Below are 24,061 nucleotides of genomic sequence, written 5' to 3'. Positions count from 1 at the left end.
CTTGGTACAGGTCGGCCCTCAGAGGGGCGGTTCCGTACCAAGATCTAGGCATTTCCGGGGCGCGCCACGAAGGTGTGGCTGGCCGCCGACGTCGAAGCCTGGATCACCGAGCACCGACGGCCTCGGCCGGCCGACGACGAGGAGTAGCCCCTCCCCCGGGGCCAGCCGGGATCTTGGAAGGAAACGGCCCCCAGAGGGGCCCAAATCTTCCAAGATCTAACGAGGCGCGTGGTTCTCACGCATCGGTGGGAGCGGCGGCGGGGTAGCGACGCAGGAACGCCTCGGCCCGGCGCGCGTCGCGGGGAGCCTGCCAGCAGGCGATGCCGAACATCACGCCGGTGAGGCCCAGCAGGACCAGCCAGATCGGGGCGAAGCTGAGCAGCCCCTGACCGAGGTTCGTCGTCGCCAGGCCGGCGAGCAACAGCACGATCCATCGCTGGCCGGCCAACTGGGCCGCGGTCGCGCGCAGCCAGGGCAGGTCGTCCGGGGACTCCACGACACCACGCCGAACCGCCCGCACCAGTTCACGGCGGCGACGCCAGTCCACCGCCCAGAGCCGCGACTTCCGGTTGGCCCGGTAACCGCCGCTACGAAACATCTGGACCAGCGCGACGATCTCGATCACGACTCCCAGCGCCATCAGGACCTCGCCGGTCACCTCCGCCCAGCCCGGCGGGTCGCCACGTTCCAGCCAGGTGTCCCAGAAGCCGTCCGCCAGTGCCCCTAGCAGAAACGACACCAGCGCGAAGGCCACAATCGTGCCGGCGAGCAGCAGCCGGAACCGTCGACGTCCGCGCCGGATCTCCTGGCGCTCCCCCGTACCGTCCATCATGGTCCCCCGTTCGACCCTCGGGGGCGTACCCCCAGGGTGTGGCGGGGAAACGGCGGTCAGTGCGGCGCCGGCGGGGTCCAGCCGAAGCGCGGCGGCCGGCGTTCGTTGACCGCCGCGATCCCCTCGCGGGCCTCGCCGCTGTCCCGCACCTGGGCGTGCCACCAGGCGATCCGGTCGGCGTCGGCGCGCCCGTCGACGATCTCCTTGGCGGCGGTCACGGTGAGCTGGGACCGTTCGGCGATGGTGGCGGTCAGCGCCGCCACCCGGTCGGCGAGCGCGCCGGCCGGGAGCACCTCGTCGACCAGGCCGATCCGCAGCGCCCGGTCGGCGTCGACCAGGTCGCCGGTGAAGAGCAGGTGCTTGGCGGCGGACGGCCCGACCAGCCCGGCGAGCCGCCGCGTGGTGGGCACCGGATAGACCAGGCCGAGCCGGGCCGGCGGTACGCCGAAGCGGGCGTCCGACGCGGCCAGGCGCAGGTCGCAGGCGACGGCGAGCTGGCAGCCGCCGCCCACGCAGGCGCCCTCGACGGCGGCCACGGTGGGGCGGCGGAACGCGGCGAGCCGTTCCTCGGCGGCGACCGCGATGCTGCCGTCACCGGCGGCCAGCAGCTCGTCCAGGTCGCCGAGGTCGGCGCCGGCGCAGAACGTGCCGCCGGACCCGGTGAGCACCAGCGCCCGCACCGCCGGGTCGGCCTCCAAGCCGTCGAGCAGCACCGGGAGCCGGCGCCACATGGCCGGGGTCATGGCGTTGCGGCGGGCCGGGTTGTGGATCACCACGGTCGCCACCGGGCCGGTGACGGTGACGGTCAACTCCGCGTCGGGCATGGGGCTGACCGTAACGGGCGGGGCCCGGCGACCACCCGCGTGGGGTGGCCGCCGGGCCCCGGGGTCGGGCGGTCAGGTCAGGAGACGTTGAGCGCGGTGTCGTCGACGACGAACGAGGTCTGCAGCGAGGCGTCCTCGGTGCCGGTGAACTTCAGGGTGACGGTCTGCCCGGCGTACGCGGCCAGGGAGAACGACCGCTGGGTGTAGCCGGTGGCCTTGTTCAGGTTCGAGTAGGTCGCCAGCGTCGCCAGCACGGTGCCGGACGAGTTGAGCACCTGCACGTTCAGCTTGTCGTACTGCACCGTGGTGGTGGACTCGGCCGAGTCGATGTGCAGCCAGAAGCTGAAGTTGTAGGTCGAGCAGCCCGTCGGCAGGCTCACCGACTGGGCCAGCGTGTCGGTGCGGGTGGTGCCGTAGCCGTTCAGCCACGCGTTCCAGGTCCCGCCGTGGGTGGGCTGGCCCTGCGAGCCGTACTGCCCGATCACGCCGGAGGTGGTGGTCCAGCCGGTGTTGCCGGACTCGAAGCCCGGGTTGCCGAGCTTCTGGCCGGCGCCGGTGCAGCCGCCGCCGGTGCCGGTGACCGTCAGCGAGTACGTGGCGGTCTTGGCGCCCGAGGTGGCGTTGCCGGTGACCGTCACCGAGTAGGTGCCGGCCGGGGTGCTCGCGCTGGTGGAGATGGTGAGCGTGGACGAGGCGCCCGAGGTCACCGAGGCGGGGCTGAACGACGCGGTGGCGCCGGTCGGCAGGCCGGACGCGGAGAACGTCACGGTCTGCGCGGTCCCGCTGGTGGTGGCGGTGGCGACGGTGGCCGAGGTGGATCCGCCCTGCGCCACCGAACCGGCGGTCGGGGAGAGCGAGACGGAGAAGTCGTTACCGGTGGAGCTGCACGGGGCGTCGTTGCCGGCCACGTTCACCGCGGTCCACGCCGCCTGGACGGTCTTGTACTCGGTGGAGCAGTTGCCGTACAGGTCGGTCGCCGCGCGCAGGGTGTACGCCCGGGCGGTGTTCGACGGGGTGGTGGTGTTCACGTACGAGGTGTTCGAGGTGAAGTACACGTCGAGCGCCCGGTACCAGATCTTCTCCGCCTTGGCCCGGCCGATGCCGGTGACCGCCGGGGCCGAACCGCAGACCGGCGAGGTGCCGTACGAGGTGGCGCCGGTGCCCTCGGCGAGGTTGAAGAAGAAGTGGTTGCCCACGCCGGAGGAGTAGTGCACGTCCTTGTTCTTGGTGCTGGTGGACCAGCAGGAGTCGGACGAGCCGTCCAGCGACGGGTTGTACATGTAGCGCAGCGGCGTACCGTTGCCGTTGATGTTGATCTTCTCACCGACCTGGTAGTCGCCCGGGTCGCTCGGCGCGGCGGCGTAGAACTCCACCATGTTGCCGAAGATGTCGCTGGTGGACTCGTTCAGGCCACCGGACTCACCGGAGTAGACCAGGCCGGCCAGCGCCTCGGTGACACCGTGGCTCATCTCGTGCCCGGCCACGTCCAGCGAGACCAGCGGACGGGCGTTGCCCGAGCCGTCTCCGTAGGTCATCTGGGACCCGTCCCAGAAGGCGTTGACGTAGTTGTTGCCGTAGTGCACCCGGCTCGGCACGCCCTGGCCGTTGCCGAAGATGCCGTTGCGGCCGTGCGTGTTCTTGAAGTAGTCGAACGTCTTCGCGGCGCCGAAGTGGGCGTCCACGCCGGCGGACTGCCGGTTGGAGTTGGTGCCGTTGCCCCACGCGTTGTCCGCGTCGGTGAAGGTGGTGCAGGTGGAGGTGCCGTTGTTCATGTCGCAGGTACGGCCGTTGCCGTGCGACGGGTCGATCATCTGGTAGGTGCTGCCGGAGAGCGTCGTGTCGATGCTGACCGTGCCGGTGTAGATGCCCTGGCCGCTGCCGACCACCGACTCGATCTCGTCGTACGAGCCGATCACCTTGCCGGTGCTGGCGTCGGTGACGACGTGCAGCTTCGACGGCGTCTGCTTGTCCGCCTTCCAGCCACTGGCGACGGTCTCCCAGGCGAGCCGGCCCTTGCCGCTGCTGGCGTCGACGAAGAGTTCGGGCGCGCCGACGGAGGTGAGGCTGCCGGTGAACGCCTTGCGCGCGCTGGCCTTGGCGGCGGCCGCGCCGACCTTGGCGGTGGTGCCCAGGGTCAGCGGGGCGGACAGGCCGACCGAGGTGCCGGTCAGGGTGCCGTCGGGGGCGGTGTGGACGACGAAGTCACCGCCGTAGACCCGCAGACCCTGGTAGGTCCGGGTGTAGCGGGTGTGCGCCGCCCCGGAGGGGTCGACCTTGGTGCGGACCGCCCGGTACGCCTCCCCGCCCGCGCCCTGGACGGCGCCGGGGTTGGTACGGATCAGGCTGTCGGCCCGGGTCGCGGCGGACCCGGGGGTGGGGGCGCTGGGCGCGGCCGCTTGCGCCGTGGTGGTGACGCAGGCCAGCACGCCGCTGGTGAGCAGCGCTGCGCTGACGGCGGCGACGGTTCTTTTCACGTGCCCTCCTGCAAGGAGAAGTTGTGACGGGGGTAGTCACTGATGTAGATATAGCTGAGACATCGACGGACGTGAAAGAGGGCGACGGTTTCCCGTCCCAGACACTGACCGAACGGATGAGGAGGCGCGGTGGACCGGAACCCGGTGGCCCCGTCGTGCGTCCGATCGGCATGAGAGCAGCTCACGCCGTGGCGGTCACCCTCACCGCCGCCCTCGTCCCGCTCGCCGGCTGTGCCCGCGCCGACACCCCGGCACCGGTCGGCCCGGCCGCCACCGGGCTGCCCGGCGTCGAGGTGGTGCTCGTGCGCTCGGGCGGCATCGTCGGCCTGACCGACACCATCACCGTGCGCCCGGACGGCAGTTGGACGAAGACCGACCGGGCCGGCGCCGCCCGCGACGGCCGGCTCGACGGGTCGGACCTCGACCGGCTGCGGCGGCTCGCCGCCGACCCCCGCCTGCTCGCCGAGGCGGCCGTCACCGTGCCGGCGACCATGTGCGCCGACGCGTTCAGCTACCGCCTCACCATCGGCCCGACCACCGTCGGCTACGTGGACTGCCCACCGCAGGCCACCCCGCCGGCCGCCACCTCCGAGCTGGTCGGCCTGCTCACCGGCGCCACCGGCTGAGCGGGCCGGCTCACCAGCCGGGCGCCGCCGCGAGCAGCGTCCGCCGCACCGCCTGCACCTCGCGCCGCCCGGCCGCGCCCGGCCGGACCGCGAGGAAGAGCGTGTTGAGCGGCGGCACCGGCGGCGCGAGCAGCGCCCGCAGCGCGCCCGAGGCCAGCTCACCCCGGCAGAGGTACGCGGGCAGCACGCTCACCCCGGCGCCGGCCGCCACCGCCGACCGGACCGCCCGCAGGTCCGCCACCACCAGGCTCGGCGTCCGGGTGAGCCGGGTGTCGAAGACGGTGCGCCAGTAGCGGCGCAGGATCGGCGCCTCCTCGCCCCAGGCGACCAGCGGCACCTCGCGCAGCGCCGCCGGGGTCACCGGCCCGGCCAGCCGATCGGCCCACGACGGCGCCGCCACCAGCACGAACTCCTCGTCGTAGAGCGGCTCGACCATCACCGGGCGCCGGCGCGGCCGCACGCTCGTCACCGCCAGGTCGAGCCGGCCGGCGACCAGGTCGTCCAGCAGCCCCTCCGGCATCCCGGCCGCCACCCGCAGCTCCAGGCCGTCGGCGACCGGACCGGCCAGCGCCGGCAGCACCCGCTCGGCGAGCAGCTCGGCCGGCCCGCCGAGGAAGACCGTCCGGGCGTACGCGGTGTCCGGCGCCCCGGTCAGCACGGCGGCGAGCCGGTCCAGCGGCTCGGCCACCCGGCGGGCCAGCTCGTCCCCGGCGGCGGTCGGGGTGACGCCCCGCGGCAGCCGGTCGAACAGCGGCCGGCCGACCGCCTCCTCCAGCGCCCGGAGCTGGGCGGTCACCGTGGGCTGCGCCACACCCAGCAGTTCGGCCGCGCCGGTGATCGAGCCCGCGCGGTGTACGGCCAGGAAGCTGCGGAGCAGGTCCAGCGACGCCTTCACATCAGCAAACCTATCGCCGACGTGACTCTTACCTATTGGTCAGCTATGGCTCGGCGCGCCAGCATGGACGGCATGACTCGTGCACTCATCGCTCTGACCAGCCATTCCGAACTCGGTGACACCGGCCGCAAGACCGGCTACTACGTCGGCGAGGCCGCCGAGCCGTGGGAGGTCTTCCGGGCCGCCGGGTACGACGTCGACCTGGTGTCGGTGGCCGGCGGCGAGCCGCCGACCGACGGCCGGGACGCCGACGACAAAACCCAGAACGACTTCCTCGCCACCGCCGGCGTGACCGACACCCCGAAGGCGGCCGACGTCGACCCGACCGGGTACGACGTGATCCTCTTCGCCGGCGGCCACGGCACCATGTGGGACTTCCCCGACGACCCTGACCTGGCCCGGATCGCCCGTTCGGTCCACGAGCGCGGCGGCGTGGTCGCCGCCGTCTGCCACGGCCCGTCGGCGCTGGTGAACCTCACCGGATCCGACGGCTCGCGCCTGATCGCCGGCAAGCGGGTGGCCGGCTTCACCAACGACGAGGAGGCCGCCGTCGGCCTGACCGACGTGGTGCCGTTCCTGCTCGCCGACAAGCTCGCCGAGGCCGGCGCGCAGCACGTGCCGGCGCCGAACTTCACCGAGCACGTGGTGGTCGACGGCCGCCTGGTCACCGGCCAGAACCCCCAGTCCGCCCGCGCGGTAGCCGACGCCGTGGTGACCCTGAACCCCTGACCCGCTCGCACTCCGCGCGCACTCCGCTCGCACTCCGCGATCTTGGAGTTGTGGCACCTCGAATGCACCTTTTCACCCACTACCAGAGGTGCCACAACTCCAAGATCGGCGGGAAGGGTGGGCGGTGCCTCGCGGCCAACGCCGTGACGTCAGAAGTGGTAGTCGTCGGGGAAGCCGGTGGCGCGCAGGTCGGGCGGGAGGTGGGCGGCGTCGTTCAGGGCGATCACGGTGGGTGGGCCGGCGTCGCTCCAGCGGATCACGGTCAGCGCGCAGTTGGCGTGGTTGAGTCCGATCCAGCGGCGCTCCGGCGCCTCCAGCGCGTGGCGTACCAGCCAGGCGACCAGGAAGTTGTGGGTGACCACCAGCTCACGGACGTCGCCCTCGGCGGGAGCGGTGGCGAACCGGGCCACCGCCTCCGCCGTCACACGCGGCCCGTCCCGCCGCTCCTCCTCGGTGAACTCGGCCAGGAACGCGGCGTGCCGCTCGGGCAGGCCGGTGGGGTCGGTGTCGTGCGGCATGTGGTCGCCGGCCCGGTCGTCCCGATGGACCGGGACGCCGGGCAGCGCGGCGGCGACCAGCGCGGCGGTCTCCGCCGCCCGAGCCAGCGGCCCGTGGTGCACCGCGTCGAGCCGCGCCCCGCGCAGCCGCTCGCCGAGCAGCGTCGCCTGCCGCCGGCCCCGGGCGGAGAGGCCGACCTCCGGCGCCTCCGTCGCGGTCTCCTCCTGCTCGCCGTGCCGGGCCAGGAACAGCAGTCGGGTCGCCATCGGTCACCTCGCCAAGATCGGGAAGGCCGACCCTAACCCGCCGCCGAGGCGCCCCGCAGTCCCGCTGTCAGCCGTTCGCCCACTGCTCGCGCGGGTGCATCTGGCCGATCCGGATCCGGTTGCCGAACGGGTCCCGGATGCCGAAGTCGATCCCGTACGGCCGGTCGGTCGGCTCGTCGGTGATCTCCACGCCCTTGGCCACCAGATCCGCGTACGTCTTGTGCGCGTCGTCGGTGGTGAGGAACAGGAAGCCACCGGTGGCGCCCTTGGTGAGCAGTTCCCGGACCTGCTCGGCGGTCTTCGGGTCGAGCGCGGGCGGCCCCGGCTTCTCCAGCAGGATCTCCCGCTGCGCGTCGCCCGGCACGTTGACCGTGAGCCAGCGCATGAAGCCGAGATCCTGGTCGGTATTCACCTCCATGCCCAGCTTGCCGACATAGAAGTCGAGCGCCTCGTCCTGGTCGAGAACGTAGATCTGGGAGCGGGAGATCGAGGTCATCGTCATGCCGTCGACGCTAGAGCAACGCCCTGACCTGGCGCTTATCCAAAACTGCCCGGTTCGGGTCGACCGTGGGGCTGCCCGTCCTGCGGCTTTTGCCCCCACGGCAACACCGGTGCGTAACTCGTTGCTAACGTTCCGCGCACAGGCTGCTCGTTTCGCATCCTCGGGGGAAGCACCGATGCACGTCATGCTGGCCTGGGCCGCAGCGCGTCCACTGCCCGGGCCCGCCCGGACCGCCCGTGAGCAACGCTTCGCGCGGGCGGTCGCCGACCTGGTGCCCGAGGGCTGGCGCCGGCACCGGTACGGCGGCGACGACTGGGGTGTGCTGGTGCTGCACCCGGCCGACCACGGCGCGTACCGGTGGCCCACGCTCGCCACCGACGGCCCGCTCACCGCCGTCTCGCTCGGCGTCCCGGTCGGCGTCGACGCGCCCGACCCGGTGACGCTCGCCCGACGCCTGCTCGCCGGTGACGACATGCACCGGGCGATCGTGCCGCCGTTCGGGCTGCTCGCCCTCGACGGTGACCGCTTCGCCCTGCAACAGGACTGGCTGGGCATGGCCCGGGTGTTCACCGGCGCCGCCGATGGGGTCACCGCCTGGTGCACCCGGCCCGGCCTGCTGGCCGCCTTCCTGCACGGCGCACCCCGCCCCGACTTCGCCGGCTGGACGTCGTACCTGCTCTGCGGCCACTTCGGCGGCGACCTCTCCCCGCTGGCCGACATCCGGTTGCTCCGGCCCGGCGAGCGGGTCACCGGGCGTCGTCGCGCCACCGGCGGCTGGCAACTCACCACCGAGTGCCGGTACGCGGTCGACGACGTCGTGCGCGCCGGCCTCGCCGAACGGGAACGACCCGTCGCGGAGCGGCTGGACCGGGCCGCCGACGCGCTGACCCGCGCCGTCGAGAGCCTGCACCGGCTGCACGACGGGGAGGTCACGCTCGGCCTGTCCGGCGGCAAGGACTCACGGCTCATCGCCGCGACGCTGGTCGCCGCCGGCCGTACGCCGAACCTGGTCACCCACGACGACACCCCGGCCGAGGCCGACGTGGCCCGGGAACTCGTGCGGCGCCTGCGCCGGCGCGGGCTGGACCTGCCGCACCGCACGGTGCCCGCCGCGGCGCCGGCCGACGTCCTCGGCGTCGGACTGCGCGAGCGGGCCCGGCGCCTCGCCGAGTTGCACGACCACCAGTTCCCGTCCACCTATCTGGTGCGGCCGCCCGCACGGACCCGGCTGCCGGAGACGATCCGCCCGGCGAGCCTGACCGGCGCGGCCGGCGAGCTGGCGGTCGGCTACTGGTATCCCCGGGCCGACGCCGACCCCGCCCCCACGCCGGAGCAGGCGGGTCCGGCGCGGCTGCTCGCCGCCCTCCCGCACGGCGCGGCGGCGCCCGAGGCGCTGGCCGCCGAACGGGACCGGGTCGCCGCGGTGCTCGCCCACGCGCGCGACCTCGGGCTGCGCGACGAGCACCTGATCGACTACCTCTACCTGGTCGAGCGGATGCGTCGCTGGTGCACCTCCGCCTACACCACCGGCATGGTCACCCCGTTCCTCGCGCCGGGTTTCGTCGCCACCACGTTCGCGTGCGGCGTCGCCGAGAAGCGGGCCCGACTGCCGCACACCGCGTTGATCGCCCGGCTCGTGCCGGAGTGGGCCGAGGTGCCGTTCGTCAGCGCCGCCACCGGGCCGTCGCGGGCCACCCGGATCTGGGAGGGCGACGGCGTCGCCACCGTGGCCGAACTGCTGGACACCGCGCACGGACCGCTCACCGACCTGATCCGCCGCCCCGCCGTGGAACGCGCGCTGCGCGCCGCCGCCCGAGGCAAGGGACCGGACCCGCGGGTATTGCAGCAGTTCACCGCGCTCGCGGTCGCCTCCGGTCACCTGGAGCCGGGCACCAGCCGCCCGCCGACCGGCGCCACCTACGCGCGGGTCACCGCGCCGCCGCGTCCACGCGCACCGCAGCCTCGTCGGCTGGCCGGGCTGCGCTGGGTGCGACGCAGCCGGCTCGGCGACCGGCTCTGGGTCATGGTGCGGCGGCGGGTCCGGGGCCACTGAGGTCGCCCGGCGGCGGGCCGGCGGCGGTGCTCGGGCGCATCCACGCCTTGGTGAAGCAGCTCGGCAGGTCCGCCGGGGCGACCTTGCGGCGCCGGTAGTCCGAGGGCGACTCGCCGACCACGTCGCGGAACGTCCGGCTGAACGTGCCGAGACTGCCGAAGCCGACCAGGTGACAGATCTCGGTGACCGGCTGCGCGGTGTGCACCAGCAGGTACATGGCCCGCTCGACGCGCCGGCGTTGCAGGTAGCGGTGCGGGGTCTCGCCGAACGTGGCGCGGAACGTCCGGATGAAGTGGGCCTCGGAGACGTGCGCGATCCGGGCCAGCGCGGGAATGTCCAGCGGCTGCGCGTACGCCCGGTCCATCGCGTCCCGGGCGCGCAGCATGGCCCGGTTCGACTCCTCCACCGCCCGGCTCATCGCTGCAGGCTACGCCCGAAAGGCCGGGCCCCCGGTTAACGCCTCAGGCATAGGAAGGGGCCCCGCTTAACATCTCGGTCCGGCGAACCTGGCCGAGTGGCCGATCGCCCGCGGGCAGCCGAGTGGCCATCATCGATGGAACGGTGGCGACGGAGGGGGTGCCGGTGGACCCACTGCGGAAGACCTCGCTGGTGGCCGGCGGGTTCTACGTGCTCACCTTCTCCTCGATCCCCACCGTCGCGCTGTACCGCCCGGTGCGCGACGCGGACTTCCTGACGAGCACCGCGTCGGAGACCCCGGTCGTCGTCGGCGGTGTCCTCGAGGTGATCGTCGCCCTCGCCTGCGTCGGCACCGCCGTCGCGCTGTTCCCGGTGCTCAAGCGTCATGGCGAGGCGCGCGCGCTGGGTTTCGTCGCCGCCCGGGTGGTGGAGGCCGCCGGCATCCTCGTCGGCGTCGCGAGCATCCTGACGATCGTCGGCCTGCGGCGGGCCGGGGCCGGCGCGGAGGCACCGGTGACCGGGCAGGCGCTGGTCGCCCTCTACGACTCGATGTTCCTGCTCAGCCAGAGCCTCATCCCGGCCGTGAACGCTCTGCTGCTGGGCTCCCTGCTCTACCGGTCGCGCCTCGTCCCGCGTGTGCTCCCACTGCTCGGGCTGGTCGGCGCGCCCCTGCTCGTCGCCTCCGACGCCGGCGTGCTGTTCGGGGCCTGGGACCGGTTGTCCCCGGTGACCGCGGTCGGCGCACTCCCCATCGCCGCGTGGGAGTTCTCGCTGGGCGTCTATCTGACCGTCCGGGGCCTGCGGCCCGCGCGGGACGCCGCCGTCTGACCGCCGGGACGTACGGCGGCTGCCGACCCGGGACGCCTTCTGGAATTGGAGCCCCCGGCCGGGATCGAACCGGCGACATCTCGCTTACAAGCTCTGTGCACCGCGTCCGCACGCGTCCGGCAACGGCTTCACGTTCGAAGCGTTGCTCGTGCCAGCCCTCGACAGGGTGCCGTCGTCCAGCGACGTTGCTGTCAGCGTTGCTGTCGACAGCATTGCGAACCGCCTCTCATCAGTCCTCGCAGCACCTTTTTCCAGTCTCGGCGCTCGCCGCTCGGCCAGCACTGCGGCGGCCGGCCGGCCTCGTCACGGAGCCTCGAGCTGCGTGGGATCTAGGTCACACACGCCTGCCCGGCTACCCTCTGGCTGACCCAACAACCTCGTCAGCCAGCCCCGAAGGAAGCCCATGCCCCCGTCGCGCCGACCTCCGACGGCCGTCCCGAGCAAGCACTACACGGATTCGGCGGAGAATCCTCTTCACCGCGACGGCTCCTATGTTTGGGCTCCGCTTGCGCAGGAATGGCGGATCGCGAACCCCGAGGAGTTGGTTCGTCAGGCGTTCATTTACCGCCTGTACACGTACTACGGGTACTCTCTTGAGCAGATGGTCCAAGAGAAGCCGATGCAGGTTGGGCGTCGGGCGACACGAGCGGACATCCTTGTCTGTCGCGATGCTGCCGCGAAGGCAGAGAATCGCGATTACGTCCTGGCGGTGGAGACGAAGGCTGAACACGTACCTCTGCTGGTGGAGGACTACTGGCAGGGCGAAAGCTACGCCCGCTCGGCCGAGTGCGAGTTCCTTGTGATGCACAACCACAAGGAGACTCGCTGCCTTCTGTTGAAGCCCGGTGCGCCGGGCGAGTGCATAGAGGTCGCAGACCTTCCGTCAGCGGCCGACCTCGCTGACAGGCGCAGGATGGCGGCCGTTCGGCGCGCCACCAAGGCGTTCACCCGAGACGAGTTCAGGAAGCTTCTGCACGAGTGTCACTCGATCCTGCGTGACAACCACAAAATGGATCCTGGGTCAGCTTTCGACGAAATCTCCAAGGTCCTCTTCATCAAAATGGGCTTCGAGCGGACTGGCGAGCGGGAGCGCTTCACTCGGGATTACATGGACCGGTACGCGCAAATGCGGCGCAGCAACCCAGAAGGACTGTTGAAAGATCTTTACGAAGACGCTAAGAAGATCTACGAGGCAGACGAGCTCTTCGGTGAGGAGGACACCCTCCGCATCTCTCTCGCTACTTTCCGCCGAATCGTGGCTAAACTTGAAGGCTTTGACCTCTCGGCGACCAGTGATGATGTCAAGGGAATCGCCTTCGAACGTTTTCTCGGTCAAACCTTCCGGGGTGAGTTGGGACAGTTCTTCACGCCTCGACCTGTCGTCGATTTCATGGTCGAGATGCTGGATCCAGGAGAAGGCGACCTCGTTTGCGACCCGGCCAGCGGAACGGGCGGCTTTTTGATCAAGGTCTTTGAGTACATTCGCGCTAAAATTCTCGCGGATGTCGAGAGCAGCAAACGACAGGCCCGCGCGGACCTAGAGGCAAAAGCTGTGGCAGAGGGCTGGGCAGATGAGCAGCTCCAGGCCGCCATCGAGCACCAATTTGCCAGGCTTAACTCTCAGTTGGACGACTCCGATGAAAGCTCACGGATATCCGTCCTGTCCCGTTCAACGATCTATGGGACCGACGCCGAGCCTCGCGCAGCGCGCACCAGCAAAATGAATATGATTATGCACGGCGATGGGCACGGTGGAATCTACTACCACGACGGCCTGATCGATGTTGGAGGGATTTTCCCCGGCCGCTTCAAGTACGTGATTACCAACCCGCCATTTGGATCCAACGTGGGCCGCGACCAGATTGTCGGCGCAACTGAGCAAACCCGGGTACTAGACGATCCCAAGCGCATCAAGCTCTACACCGACCTATACAAAGATGATGATTGGCACTCCAGCCACGTCAGGCTTCACCGAGCGGCCAGAGAGCGACTGCCCATCCTGAGCCTATTCGACATCGGGCGAGACCCGATTGGCGGCTCGGTAGCAACGTCGAAGATCCGACCCAATCGGTCCACCGAAACTTTGTTCGTCGAGCGCTGCATTGACCTTTTGGAGCGCGGCGGCGAACTCGGCATTGTCTTGCCCGAAGGAATCCTCAACAACCCCTCGATGCAGTGGCTACGGGACTATGTTGAAGGACGGGCCAAGCTCCTCGCTGTCGTCTCCGTCCCTCACGAGGTCTTTGCTAGTTCAAAGGCCACTGTCAAGACGTCTCTTGTCTTCCTTCGGCGTTTCACTACAGAGGACGAAGATGCATGGGCCGATGCCGTTAGCGAAGGCAAGGTATTTGCGCAAGGGTGGGCGGCTGAGCAGCGAGACCTGGCAGAGGCCGAAGCCGCTGCCGCATGTAAGGCGCTCGGGCCGGCTGCCGAGCGTCTGCGGCTCCTGCTCGTTGAGCGGAACCAACTCACCGACGAGATCATCGCCCTGCAACGCTCGTACAGGGCTGCGGTGAAGAGCATGAGCGCTCAGGAAAAAGCAGAGGTGCGCCGCTACCAGCGGGCCGTCAATCCGAACACGTTTGCACCAGCAGACGCCTTATTCGAGGACGGCACTGTCGCCGATTCCTCCTCTGTGACCCCCGAAGACGCCATGAGAATCTGGGCTCGCATCCGATCCGCTGAAGACAGCAATAAAGCGCTGCAGCAGGAGTTAGACGGCCTCTCGCTGTCTTTAGGCGACTCGCAGCTTGACGCGGTCCAAGAAGTTCTGTCTGCCGAGGCTGCGGCATCGGCTGATATTCGGGACCGCACCGAGGGGGTGGCGCGTCAGCGAGCACGGGAGATCTTTGATTATCCGATCTTTATGGCCGAGGTAGAGAAGGCAGGAATTACCGCGACCGGCGATACTGGTCCCGATGTTCCGAATGAACTCCCTGAGATTCTCGAACGCTATCGCGCGTTCGCGAAGAAGCGCAGCGAGCAAGAACATGTATAGCAAGGTGACCCGCTTCGCCGAATTGAGGCGCTGGGACGTCAAGCAGCTTAGAACTCTGTCCTGGCCGCAGGAACCCAGCCTCTTGGAGCCGCTGTCGCGTCTCGCCGTGCGGCGATCCGAAACGGCGCTTTCGACTGCGCCTCTTGGGAGCATCTCATTTGACGGAAGCGTCACCGTACGCGCTGGCGAAAGGCTCATTCAAGGCAGGACGTATCTAGCCAAGAGCGGGGACCTGGTTTTCAGCAAGATCGATGCTCGGAACGGCGCGATCGGGATTGTCCCACCCTCGATCGATCTACTGGCCTTCTCAACTGAGTATCCGATCTTCGACCTTACGTCTGCGGAAGCGCTCCTTCCCCAATACGCGGCACTTCTACTTCGAACGCCGATCTTCCTGTCGCAGCTCGAAGGACTTGCGGCGGGCCATAGCGGGCGCAAACGTGTCACCCCAGAGGACTTCTTGGGACTTCGCGTTCCAGTGCCTGACCAAGAAGTGCAGCGGTCGATTGTTGACGAGTACGAAGAGAAGCGCGCGAGCGCAATCCAGCGGATCGCGACGGTGGAGAATGTCGTACCTCAAACCATGGTCGAGATACAGGACGTTCTCGGCATCTCGATGGATCTCCGGCGGGCGGTTGACACGCGCTTCACAGCTCAGCTCAGCCAGCTCAGTACTTGGAGTGTCCGCCGCACCAGATCTGATTTGTCTGGGCTCTCGGACGAGTTGCGATGCGCGTTCCCTGTCCGGAGGCTTGGCGATCGGACAGTGGCTATGATCCTGCGAGGAGTCTCGAAGTCGCCTCGAAACCGCCCGAATCAGAACGCCCGCCCTTACCTCCGTGTCGCCAACCTGCGAGCTGGGTTCATTGACTTGTCGGATATTCGGACTATTGATGTACCTGAAGATAGTTTTGAGTCGATGCGCCTCCACCTTCACGACGTGCTTGTATGCCGGAATAACAGTCTCGAACTGGTCGGCAAGGCAGCGCTGTGGAGGGGCCAAGTCGAAGAATGCACTCACGACGACCACATTTTTCGGGTTCGGGTCGCCGGCGGCGATGTTAGCCCCGGGTACCTAGAGGCATACATCAACACTCCCTACGCCCAAGCCTGGCTGCAGAGCCGAGCGCAGGTCACGACGAACCTCGCGGGAATCCCGGGATCCGCCTTGGCGAACCTTCCAACACCAATTCCCGACCGCGCCGTTCAACTCAAGGTCGAATCTCTGTATCAGACCGCGCTGGACACCTACGCTGCAACCGTCGACCAGGCGTACCAAGCACTCCAGGAAGCCAGATCCCTCGCTGCAGCAAACGTGTCCAACGCCACGCCTCGCACCTTGCGCTGACTGTCGCGTCCGCAAGCAGCCCAGCCGACTCCTCAGCCTTCTCGGTTGGACGTTCGCGGAGGGCGACCACAAATCAATGAGGTGCCCTGGACGGATAGCTTTGTGATCATGGCCTGGGGGGGCCCAAGCGTGAGACACTCACACACTACGCCGCACGCCGCGATAGTCCCGGGGGTAGCTCTTGAGTCCGACAAGCCCACGCACCGGCAACGGGGATACCGCCCTCCAGGTACGCCAGGTCGAAGCGTTCCTCAGGACGTCGTATGTGGACGCTGGCTTGCTGGATCTCAGCGACTTGGAGGGGAAACCTGACGAGGAACGCGAGCCGCGCATGCTGTCTAGGGCCTTGGCGGCTCAGGCGGTTCGCATTGCCACAGGCTGGACTCCACAGGAGGCGTCGCTCGCCGTCACCGACGGCCATGCAGACCAAGGTATCGATGCGATCGCGGTCGTGGATGGTGCGGATCCGCACGTCTTCTTGGTTCAAGCAAAATGGAGCAAGAACGGAAGGGCTAGCTGCGACCGCTCTGCGGTGTTGGAACTTCTCGCCGGACTGCGGCTAATCGACGACGAGGACTTTGCCCCGTTCAATCCCCGAGGCCGGCAACTGGCCGAACGAGCAAAGAGCGTCATGGCAAGCGGCCCCGTACCAGTTACGCAAGTCATCGCACTGATGCGAGCCGACGACGTGACCGACGGATTCCAGCTGGCCATCGATAATGGCGAGCAGGAGTTCAACCGCCACGGCGACGTGCTGCGCCATCGAATCATGTTGTCGTCCGAACTATGGGCCTCGGTTCGGGATGACATTGCGCCAAGGCCAGTTGACTTGGAAGCCGATCTGTTTCCCTGGTTTGCCATTAGCACGCCATACGAGTCTTACCAAGGTGTCGTTGAGGCGGAGCAGGTAGCGCACTGGCTTGAGCACGGCTCGACCCTCTTCAACCTCAATATTCGCAATCCCCTTGGTCGCACACCGATCAACAATGAGGTCATTGATACTCTTACGAGAGAGCCGGCCCACTTTTGGTACTTCAATAATGGGGTAACGATCCTCTGCGAGTCAGCCGAAAAAAGTCACCCGTCCATGCGTTTCCCGCAATCCCGTCCGCTTGGGCTGACCTTGCGCAACGCCAGCGTGGTAAATGGGGCTCAAACGGTTCGTTCGGTCGCTGAGGCGGTTGCCGCAGATGATATCGCCGCATCGGCTCAAGTCGGCGTGCGCATCATCGTTACGGGCAAGGCTGCGGACTTCGCCAAACAGGCGACTCAGGCGACGAATCGTCAGAATCGCGTCGAAGCTAGGGACTTTATCGCCCTCGATCCAATCCAGGCAGCGATTTTGGAGGAAATGCGAGCAGAGCTCGGGCTCGAATACAGTGTCCGCCGCAGCGAGCTGGAGCCGCAACCCGACACTGGCTGCTCGGTTGTGGAAGCTGCATGTGCGCTGGCTTGTTTTCATCCCGATAGCCAATATGCAGCGCGCATCGCGACCACTCTTGACGTGTTGTGGGAACGGGGCTCGCAGGGCATCTACGATGTCCTTTTTCGGCCGCAGCCTGGTGTCTACCTGGTTTGGAACGCGGTCCAGGTACTAAGGCAGGTGAGGCGCACGCTCCATCAACTTCGTACTCGCTATACAGGACGTGGCGTTGCATTAGCCGAGCATGGGGTATACCTCCTCGCCCATCTGGTATTCCGTCGGCTCGATACCGATGCGATTGACGAACCGGATCCGCGGCTTGAGTGGGCCGAACATGCCGTCAATGAGACAAAACGGCTGGTTGAGGAACTCCTGCCTATTGTTGCGGGTGCAATCGATGCGCTCTACACGGAGCGTTCACAGATCCGGTCGGTCTGCTCCGATGTATCACGGTGCCGAGAAATCGCCGAGCAGGTGCTTGGTGGCGCGCAACAAGCTCACCTCCCAGATCGGAATAAGTATCGTCGAGTGCCAGCGAAGCGCAAGCGGCGCCCGAATGCCGTCTCGGTGCTAATAGATAAGGCGGTTCTTGCTGAGGGAGAGGCTCTCACATTGTCGCCAGGCAATCGGTCTGAGGCCGAGGCATTGAAGGACTGGCTGGCCGAGGACCCGACCCGGGCACGGGCTACTTGGACCCCTCATCGGACGAAACCGCTAGTGTGGGCAGCGGACGGCCTGCAGTATTCACCATCGGGGCTAATCTCTCATATGTGGAACCTGGCTCGGTGGGAAGACCAGCCTGTGGCAAATCAAGGAACTGCCCGCTGGGCTATCAGCACTGGTGAAACCCTTGCGGATCTAGCATGGAGCGCCCTAGGCGAGCTTGAAGCCTCTGATGAGACTCCTGAGCCGAAGGTCATCGCTCCTTAAATCTGCCGACATTCGTTATTGCTGGCAGCAACGGTCGTCACGTAAGGCTGCCCGGGGCCCGCAGCCTGAGTCTCTACGACTCGTAGCGCTGGTCTGCCATCCCGTCGCCGTCGATCCCTGCTGGGAGCGGGGCGCCGTCCTCGGCTAGCTGAAGACCGAGTCTATGGTCGTCCCTTCCTGGAAGCCGATCCGGCATCTCGCTCGGCTTCTCGGCGGGGGCTGACCGAGGTGACGGGGTGGTTATCGGATGCGGCAAGCTGTATCGAGCTCCAGGCTCGTCACCGGACGCCGGCACGGGCTGGAAAGGAATTCGACCCAGCTCGACAATCCTCCGCTCGATTTCCTGAAGTTTTTCCACAACCTCACGAGCAGACTCACTAAAGGCACGTTTTGCCCGGTCTTCGTCCTCGCCCACCCAGGTTAAGACTTTGTGCAGCAGTATGCGCTTAGACTCGCGGCGCTGTCGCTTGTCAGCCATCGATAGAATCCGCTCGGCCTCGGTCATGAATGGCTCCGGATAATACTTTTCGAAGTCATGTTGTTCGAGGTTGATGAACCGGTCACTCTGCCAGGTTGGAAACTTGGCCCTGAGCTCGCGTATCACTCGTACACCCGATTCGTCTCCGTCGGCAATTACCCACGCACGACCCCGATACATGGGCTCTAGATGCGCAAAGAGAAACAGCTCAAAGAAATCCTGAACGATCGGTTGCAGGCGAGACGTGCCACTTGCGGCCAGTGTTCTCAGACGAACTAGTCTGGGCGCGAACCATGGAATGAGGAACTCGCGGGCCAAACGTTCGGCGCTTGACTCTTCAAATATCAGCCAGCCCTCGCCCAGTTCAAGGTCGGCTAGTTCGTAGCCGAGGTCCTGCATAACGGAAATCCTGCCTGGCGGCGAGTCGATGACGTCGAAGGAGGTTGAGGGAGGAATCAGCCCGTCACTCTTGGTGTGAACAACGACAGCACCAGGAGCTGAGCCCAGCTTGGCTAAGACGACGCTGCTGTGAGTCGTGATAACGAACTGATTCTCGTTCGAGGCCTTGAGAATCAGGTCTAGCAACGCCTTCAGCGCCTGAGGATGCAGGTCATTCTCCGGCTCTTCAATCAGGAATAGTTTGTTGTGACTTGTGCTTAGGCTGATAAGCAAGTTAAGAGCACTCGTGATTCCTGCCCCCATGGCGCTTAGCGGTATGTCAGCAAATCTGTCGATCTGGATTCCTACGCTTTGCTGACCGTGCTCCGTCGTAAAGACATTAAGACTGACGCCGAGGACATCTTTGCATGCCTGACGGAAGGTTCGGGCTTCAGGGATTTCCGAAGTAGCCAGCGCCATTACCCGCGACACAAGGTTGGAGTCGGTTGGGGCCACCGTTATTGCAGCTTCTCGCCTGACCTGCTCTTCGTAATTCTGTTGACGGCGAGTGGCAAGAACCGGGTAGATCGCATTGTTTGGCTCCGTATTCGGAGCGAGTTTCACCGTGAATGCCGCGTCATTGATGCGGACCATCCCACCATGCACAGTGCCATGGCTGAGCAAGGTGAGCGTCGCGCCGACCGGAATCCGCTGTCGTTTGCGAGTCTTGGAGCCTTCCTCAGTGAACGTATGCCAAGGGCCTAGTTCTAACTTGACCTCGGATGCCCGTGAACCGATTCGCACGTCGCGAGAGCTCGTGGGTGCGCCATCTTGCGCGAGATGGATGGCGCGAACCAGAGCTGACTTGCCGGCGTTGTTTTGGCCGACGAGCAAGGTAATCGGGCCGAGCGGAATTCGGCCAGAGCTAGCTATTGAGCGGAAATCTCGGACGGATACTGACGTGAATAGCATGGCATGACCCTTTCTGCTGAAACTCTCCGCCCAAGATCTTCTATCCAACCCCGGCTGGCATAGTTCCGCTAGTACCTACGCTGCATGCGTCACTTCCGCCATCCCGTCTGCCATCGACCACCCACTGGCCGCGAGCCGCCGGCGGAGCCCCGGCCATCCTGGAGCCGGAGCGCCCCCGCCGGAGGCGCAGTAACCGCAACCCCGCGACCGGCGTCTGCTCCCCTACGCGGCGCGGGCTCGTGGCCGCGCGGCACGGCCGGCTGCCGGCCCACAGCACCTTCGGTCAACGGCTTGTCGTTCTGCGGCGGCCCTCCGGGCTTCCCGCTCTCCGCGCCAGCCGCCGGGCATCAGGCGTGACGGCCGCAGAGCGACAGCCGCAGCGGCCGGCGCGCGCCTAGGCGGCGGCGCGTGCGGCCCGTTCAGGGCCCCCTTGAAGAAGTGCAGAAGCTACGAACCACTTCGCCGCGCCGCCATCGACTCGAAGAGTCGGCGCTACCCTGTCGGCCCCAATCAGGGCTCCGGATGCCGATCTGCGCCGCTCATCTGATCATCAGTGGCAAGCCGCGTAGCGGCGCGGCAGCGATCGCCCTGCCCGCCACCGCTGTTCCATCCGCTCGCGATCGTCACGGCATGGCTGTCCGTGATCGCAACTATCTCGATCCCGCCCGGCGTGCCGGCCGATGCCGGCCGGAGGCCGCCAGCAGGCCGAGTGCGCCGGGCGGGGCCGCGCTCGCGCGGCCCTTGATCCTGATGAGATTGTTTCGGCAGTCAGTCAGCCACCCGGTCCGCCCGCCCGGCGTCCTGAGGTGCGGCACGTGTCCGCCAACTGATGCTGACCCATCGCCCGGTGGGTTACAGGCCAGTTCGCCCGTCGATGCACTCGCGCAGGAGGTCGGCGTGGCCGGCGTGCCGCGCGTACTCCTCGATTACGTGGACAAGTACGTCACGCGTGGCGTGGCTGCCACCGTCGACCGGCACCTCGCGGCCCAGGGCGGTCTCGTCGAGGGCGTCGAGCCATTCGTCGGTCTTGGCGATCTCAGCCTTCCAAGTTGCGAAGGCGTCCTTCACCACCGCTAGGTCGGGGACTGCGCCACCGAAGTCCCAATCCGGCTCGTCCTCGTGCTGGTAGAGGCGCGGTGCGTCGGTCCGCCCTTGCAGCACACGCTGGAACCAGTGGTTCTCCATCTGAGCCAGGTGGCGGACCAGGCCGAGCAAGCTCAGGGTGCTGGGCGGTACTGAGCGTCGGCCGAGCTGCTCGGCGTCCAGTCCGTCGCACTTCATCTCCATGGTCAGACGGTAGTTGTCGAGGTACTCCCGGTAGGTTGCCTTCTCGCCGACGGGCTGGCCGAAGGTCCTCGGGTCGTCCTCGGGGGCCGTCCACGACTTGCTCACGACGCCACCCAATCGCGGGCGGAGCGCACCAGTCAAGCTGGTTGCGGTACCTCAACTTCGACGGCCGCCAAGAGGAATTCGATCTCCGCTCGTTCATCCGCAGATCCGTTCGTCCCGACGCCCACTGATGCTCTCCTCAGCTCATCGCGCTGTCGCGCATCACGTGAAGAAGGTGTGTCGCGCATCGGTTGTCGGATCGCATGCGGCCCACCCCCCATCGGGTCGACAGCCTGCCGCTGATCACGGACATAAGGTCGCCCGGATATGCACCCCGCACCAGGCCGGCAGGTCGACGGACCACACCCGCCACCCGCCCCGGTCCTTGCGCAGCTCCCACCGCCACGAGTGAGCAGTACCAGCGAGGATCTGCGCGTCATTCCACCACACTGCACGTACCTGCTCGGTCACCGTGGCCCGGTCGGCGCCCTGGTGCTCGATCACGCTCGGCCCCACGCTCTCCAGCTTCGACGGCTCCCGACCGGTCCCGGTCATCTCGGCCCGGTAGTCCCGCCACTGCTGCCGCAGCTCGTCATGACGCGCGCCCGCCAGCACCCGCGACAGCCCCAACTCCTCACCAGCGCTGAGCTTCAACAGCCACACCCGGGCCGCGGCCTCCGGCGTCGCCTCGCCCCGGTTCGCCTCCAACTGCTTACGTACCGCCCACGAAGCCGGCACGGCCACAATGCCTGCGCAACTGATCATCACCAACGCCACCAGCACCCAGTGCCACCGCCGGCGACACCCACCTTGTCGGATTCGGCCCGTCCGCCACCCACGCAGAACCTCCCCCATGATCATTTGCGCGACGATACGAGAACCTCTCGGACGGTGTCTCGTCGAGGTGCTCGAAAGACGTCATGCCCCGTGGCCGACTCCTCCGCGCCCACTGCTAAGGCGAAAGCGTCGGCGAGCTGCCGCGCACCCGAAGCGGAGTGTGGAGCCCTTGAACGCGGTCTTGAGGAGGCCTGGGTGTCAGACAGCGCTGCCGTGCTCGGCGTACGCGGAGACGCGACTGCTGCGGGCTGCAATTGCGGTGCGGATCCGACGGCCAAGCCGGGAGGGACCGTAGTGTTCTACCGACTCTGCGTCTACGTACTGCCATTGGGTGAGTTCACCGTCCGCGAAGCGGATCGCGCGCTCCTGCTCGGCTCCGAGTGACCCACCGTCAAAAATAAAGAGCAGTTTGTCGCCCTCGTGCTCGGCCGGTGCCCAGTCCACGACCAGCATCGGTCCGAGTGCGGGCGTGAGGCCAAGTTCCTCGCGGACCTCCCGGACGCAGGCCGCCCGCGGTGACTCGCCGGGCTCGACGTAGCCGCCCGGGATGTCCCAATGCCTCTTGTAGCTGGGGCGCACGAGCATCACCCTGCCTTCGTCGTCGAAGAACAGGGCGCCGGCGGCGACGCGTGGGGTCGCCACGGGTGGCATCTCGTTGGCCGTCACCAGGGCAGCCTAAATGCCTCGGTTCAGTCGAGCACCTTCAGCCGGCGAGCCAGGCCGACCAGCTCGCCTGGCGGCTTGCTGCGCTGTCGGCGGACCCAGGTCAGGGCTAGCTGCCTGCTGAGAAAATGGTGCCGCACTTGCTCGGGTGCCATCTGTTCGGCTTCGAGTAGCACAGCCTGGGCGTCGTCGAGGCGGTTCCACGAACTGTAGGCGCGGGCGACTTCGAGGGCGTGCCGTACCCGCCGTTCCATCGGGAGTCCGCGGGTGTCAACGCGCGGGCCGAGGTCGACGGCCACCTGAACATCACCCAGCTCGGCTGCGGTGGCGACGCGGTGGATGGCGACGTTGGTCGGGCCGAACGCCGTCCAGAGGTGGTTGGCATCGGTCCCGAGCTGGCCGGCGGCATGCTCTGCCGCGGCGAGGAAGGTGCGGGTGGTCCCGGCGTCGTTGGAACGAGCGGCTGCCATGGAGCCGGACAGGAACAGGGTTCCGTAGACGGAGAGCAAGGCCGGCGAGGCATGAGCCAAGTGGGGCTCCAGGTAGCCGGCGGCGTCTTCGGTGAGGCGTACGGCTTCGGTGTAGCGACCGGTGGCGTGCAGGGCGTGACCGACAGATCGGAACAGGGAGCCGGTGATGAGCGGGTCACCGGTAGGCCGGACGGCTGCCAAGCCGCGGTCGGCGGCGATCCAGGCGAGGTCGGCCTCTCCGAGCTTGGTGAGCTGGGTCGCGGTCAGTTGGTATGCCAGGCCGAGGAGCCGGCGGGCTTGGTCCTGGTCGTCGCCGTCGTGGTGGTCGGCGGCGGCCTGGGCGCGCTGGAGTAGTTCGGGTAGTTGGCCGGTGACGTACCCGAATCGGGAGTCCTGATAGGCGTCCCAGAGCGCGCCGACGTCCTTGCGGAGCACGGCAACGGTCGGGGGTTCGTCGTGGGGAGTGCCGCCGAACGGGGCGATGGCGCGGTAGTTCATCAGCGCCGCCCGGAGAGCGGGGACGGTTTCGGTGCCCGTGTCGGCGGTCCAGTCGAGCAGTACAGGTTCGCCGAGCAGGTCACCAAGGGATACGTCCAGGACCTCGGCGAGAGACTTGATGACGGAGAGCCGGTCCAGCTCGATGCGGTTGTTCTCGACCTTTCCGAGCCAATCAGCGGTGCGGCCGATGAGCCCGGCAAGGACTTCCTGCGACAGGCCGCGCCGACGGCGGTACCAGGCGACGCGCTCGCCGATGGTCAGGGTGTTGGTTGTCCCGTGCACCGTTTCACCTTCTCCCCTCGACCGGCTGCGGCCCCGGAAGGATTTTCCGGGTCACTGGGCGGTTTGTGCCACAACCTGTCTCCATGACGGGGCTGAACGTATCGACCAACTGCCAATCCTGCTCGGGTGCCGGCTGGAAGTACACCCTTGCGCGGTCCGCGGTGCGGGTCTTGGGGCAGGGGTCGGAGCGGAATCGGTCCCTGGCTCGGCGGTCCTGCATGGACTGCGCGGGCTCCGGTCGCGCGGCGACCTGCTGAGGCTGGCCCGGGGTGGGTGCTGGCATGGGACCGCGACCCGAACGCCGGTTCCGAGAGAGCCCGCCCACCCCGGCGCCCCGCAGACGGCAGCCGGTTTCGCTGCGCCCGCCCAAGCCGGGCGACCTGGTCTTCCTCGACGGCCGCGCGTCGGTGCAGTTCGGCGGCGATCGGGCGCTGTGGCTACGGGTGGCTGCGGTCCGTGATTGGCCGACGTACGACGGCTGGATCTGGCTGTCCGGCTACGTCATCGACCC

Annotated in this window: 19 protein-coding genes; 7 read left to right on the top strand and 12 right to left on the bottom strand. The window is 67.6% G+C overall.

The genetic code is table 11. The features are described from left to right. Nucleotides 1-235: 235 nt before the first annotated feature. From H1D33_RS26160 to H1D33_RS26150, 3 genes are all read right to left on the bottom strand, one after another. A complete protein-coding gene (locus H1D33_RS26160) occupies nucleotides 236-832 on the bottom strand; it encodes a hypothetical protein (RefSeq protein ID WP_181570652.1) in 597 nt (198 codons plus the stop codon). Between the two features lie 56 nt (nucleotides 833-888). Continuing rightward, nucleotides 889-1,656: an enoyl-CoA hydratase/isomerase family protein gene (locus tag H1D33_RS26155; protein ID WP_181570653.1), complete on the bottom strand. Its 768-nt coding sequence runs from the start codon at nucleotides 1,654-1,656 to the stop codon at nucleotides 889-891. Between the two features lie 77 nt (nucleotides 1,657-1,733). Then, nucleotides 1,734-4,130, bottom strand: coding sequence for a M4 family metallopeptidase (locus H1D33_RS26150; RefSeq protein ID WP_181570654.1), 2,397 nt, complete (start codon nucleotides 4,128-4,130; stop codon nucleotides 1,734-1,736). Nucleotides 4,131-4,318: 188 nt separating this feature from the next. On the opposite strand from H1D33_RS26150, the gene H1D33_RS26145 reads away from it, so the two are divergent. Next, on the top strand, nucleotides 4,319-4,756 hold the full coding sequence (locus H1D33_RS26145) for a hypothetical protein (protein WP_307755256.1): 438 nt from the start codon (nucleotides 4,319-4,321) through the stop codon (nucleotides 4,754-4,756). Between the two features lie 10 nt (nucleotides 4,757-4,766). On the opposite strand, the gene H1D33_RS26140 is transcribed toward H1D33_RS26145, so the two are convergent. Continuing rightward, nucleotides 4,767-5,651, bottom strand: coding sequence for a LysR family transcriptional regulator (locus tag H1D33_RS26140; RefSeq protein WP_181570656.1), 885 nt, complete (start codon nucleotides 5,649-5,651; stop codon nucleotides 4,767-4,769). Between the two features lie 72 nt (nucleotides 5,652-5,723). Between H1D33_RS26140 and H1D33_RS26135 the strand changes: the two genes are divergently transcribed. Next, complete coding sequence (locus H1D33_RS26135) at nucleotides 5,724-6,380, top strand: type 1 glutamine amidotransferase domain-containing protein (protein WP_246411854.1); 657 nt, start codon at nucleotides 5,724-5,726, stop codon at nucleotides 6,378-6,380. Between the two features lie 149 nt (nucleotides 6,381-6,529). On the opposite strand, the gene H1D33_RS26130 is transcribed toward H1D33_RS26135, so the two are convergent. Then, complete coding sequence (locus H1D33_RS26130) at nucleotides 6,530-7,144, bottom strand: histidine phosphatase family protein (RefSeq protein WP_181570658.1); 615 nt, start codon at nucleotides 7,142-7,144, stop codon at nucleotides 6,530-6,532. Between the two features lie 67 nt (nucleotides 7,145-7,211). Continuing rightward, nucleotides 7,212-7,646: a VOC family protein gene (locus H1D33_RS26125; protein ID WP_181570659.1), complete on the bottom strand. Its 435-nt coding sequence runs from the start codon at nucleotides 7,644-7,646 to the stop codon at nucleotides 7,212-7,214. Between the two features lie 175 nt (nucleotides 7,647-7,821). Here H1D33_RS26125 and H1D33_RS26120 point away from each other — a divergent pair, with 175 nt between their 5' ends. Further along, complete coding sequence (locus H1D33_RS26120) at nucleotides 7,822-9,699, top strand: asparagine synthetase B family protein (protein WP_181570660.1); 1,878 nt, start codon at nucleotides 7,822-7,824, stop codon at nucleotides 9,697-9,699. On the opposite strand, the gene H1D33_RS26115 is transcribed toward H1D33_RS26120, so the two are convergent. Beyond that, on the bottom strand, nucleotides 9,668-10,117 hold the full coding sequence (locus H1D33_RS26115; protein ID WP_181570661.1) for a helix-turn-helix domain-containing protein: 450 nt from the start codon (nucleotides 10,115-10,117) through the stop codon (nucleotides 9,668-9,670). The two genes, H1D33_RS26120 and H1D33_RS26115, sit on opposite strands and share 32 nt — an antisense overlap. 164 nt (nucleotides 10,118-10,281) lie before the next feature. On the opposite strand from H1D33_RS26115, the gene H1D33_RS26110 reads away from it, so the two are divergent. The 4 genes from H1D33_RS26110 to H1D33_RS26095 all read left to right on the top strand — a co-directional run bounded on the left by H1D33_RS26110 (nucleotide 10,282) and on the right by H1D33_RS26095 (nucleotide 17,643). Next, on the top strand, nucleotides 10,282-10,944 hold the full coding sequence (locus H1D33_RS26110; RefSeq protein ID WP_181570662.1) for a DUF4386 domain-containing protein: 663 nt from the start codon (nucleotides 10,282-10,284) through the stop codon (nucleotides 10,942-10,944). A 403-nt stretch (nucleotides 10,945-11,347) separates the two neighbouring features. Continuing rightward, nucleotides 11,348-13,942 (top strand): type I restriction-modification system subunit M, encoded by a 2,595-nt coding sequence (locus tag H1D33_RS26105; RefSeq protein ID WP_181570663.1) that lies wholly within the window; start codon nucleotides 11,348-11,350, stop codon nucleotides 13,940-13,942. Next, complete coding sequence (locus H1D33_RS26100) at nucleotides 13,935-15,290, top strand: restriction endonuclease subunit S (protein ID WP_181570664.1); 1,356 nt, start codon at nucleotides 13,935-13,937, stop codon at nucleotides 15,288-15,290. The genes H1D33_RS26105 and H1D33_RS26100 overlap by 8 nt, the downstream gene beginning before the upstream one ends. A gap of 277 nt (nucleotides 15,291-15,567) precedes the next feature. Beyond that, on the top strand, nucleotides 15,568-17,643 hold the full coding sequence (locus tag H1D33_RS26095; RefSeq protein WP_307755255.1) for an AIPR family protein: 2,076 nt from the start codon (nucleotides 15,568-15,570) through the stop codon (nucleotides 17,641-17,643). 73 nt (nucleotides 17,644-17,716) lie between these two features. Here H1D33_RS26095 and H1D33_RS26090 read toward each other — a convergent pair whose 3' ends face one another. The 5 genes from H1D33_RS26090 to H1D33_RS26070 form a co-directional block, all read right to left on the bottom strand. Next, nucleotides 17,717-19,471: an ATP-dependent nuclease gene (locus H1D33_RS26090; RefSeq protein ID WP_181570666.1), complete on the bottom strand. Its 1,755-nt coding sequence runs from the start codon at nucleotides 19,469-19,471 to the stop codon at nucleotides 17,717-17,719. 852 nt (nucleotides 19,472-20,323) lie between these two features. After that, a complete protein-coding gene (locus tag H1D33_RS26085) occupies nucleotides 20,324-20,863 on the bottom strand; it encodes a DinB family protein (protein WP_181570667.1) in 540 nt (179 codons plus the stop codon). Nucleotides 20,864-21,103: 240 nt separating this feature from the next. Beyond that, nucleotides 21,104-21,538, bottom strand: coding sequence for a hypothetical protein (locus tag H1D33_RS26080; protein ID WP_181570668.1), 435 nt, complete (start codon nucleotides 21,536-21,538; stop codon nucleotides 21,104-21,106). Between the two features lie 297 nt (nucleotides 21,539-21,835). After that, on the bottom strand, nucleotides 21,836-22,303 hold the full coding sequence (locus H1D33_RS26075) for an NUDIX domain-containing protein (protein ID WP_246411857.1): 468 nt from the start codon (nucleotides 22,301-22,303) through the stop codon (nucleotides 21,836-21,838). A gap of 23 nt (nucleotides 22,304-22,326) precedes the next feature. Beyond that, nucleotides 22,327-23,550: a helix-turn-helix domain-containing protein gene (locus tag H1D33_RS26070; protein ID WP_181570669.1), complete on the bottom strand. Its 1,224-nt coding sequence runs from the start codon at nucleotides 23,548-23,550 to the stop codon at nucleotides 22,327-22,329. Between the last annotated feature and the right edge of the window lie 511 nt (nucleotides 23,551-24,061).

Source organism: Micromonospora ferruginea (genome assembly GCF_013694245.2).
GTDB lineage: Bacteria > Actinomycetota > Actinomycetes > Mycobacteriales > Micromonosporaceae > Micromonospora > Micromonospora robiginosa.
Note: the sequence above shows the minus strand (reverse complement) of the source record. Positions and strands in the feature narration are given on the sequence as shown.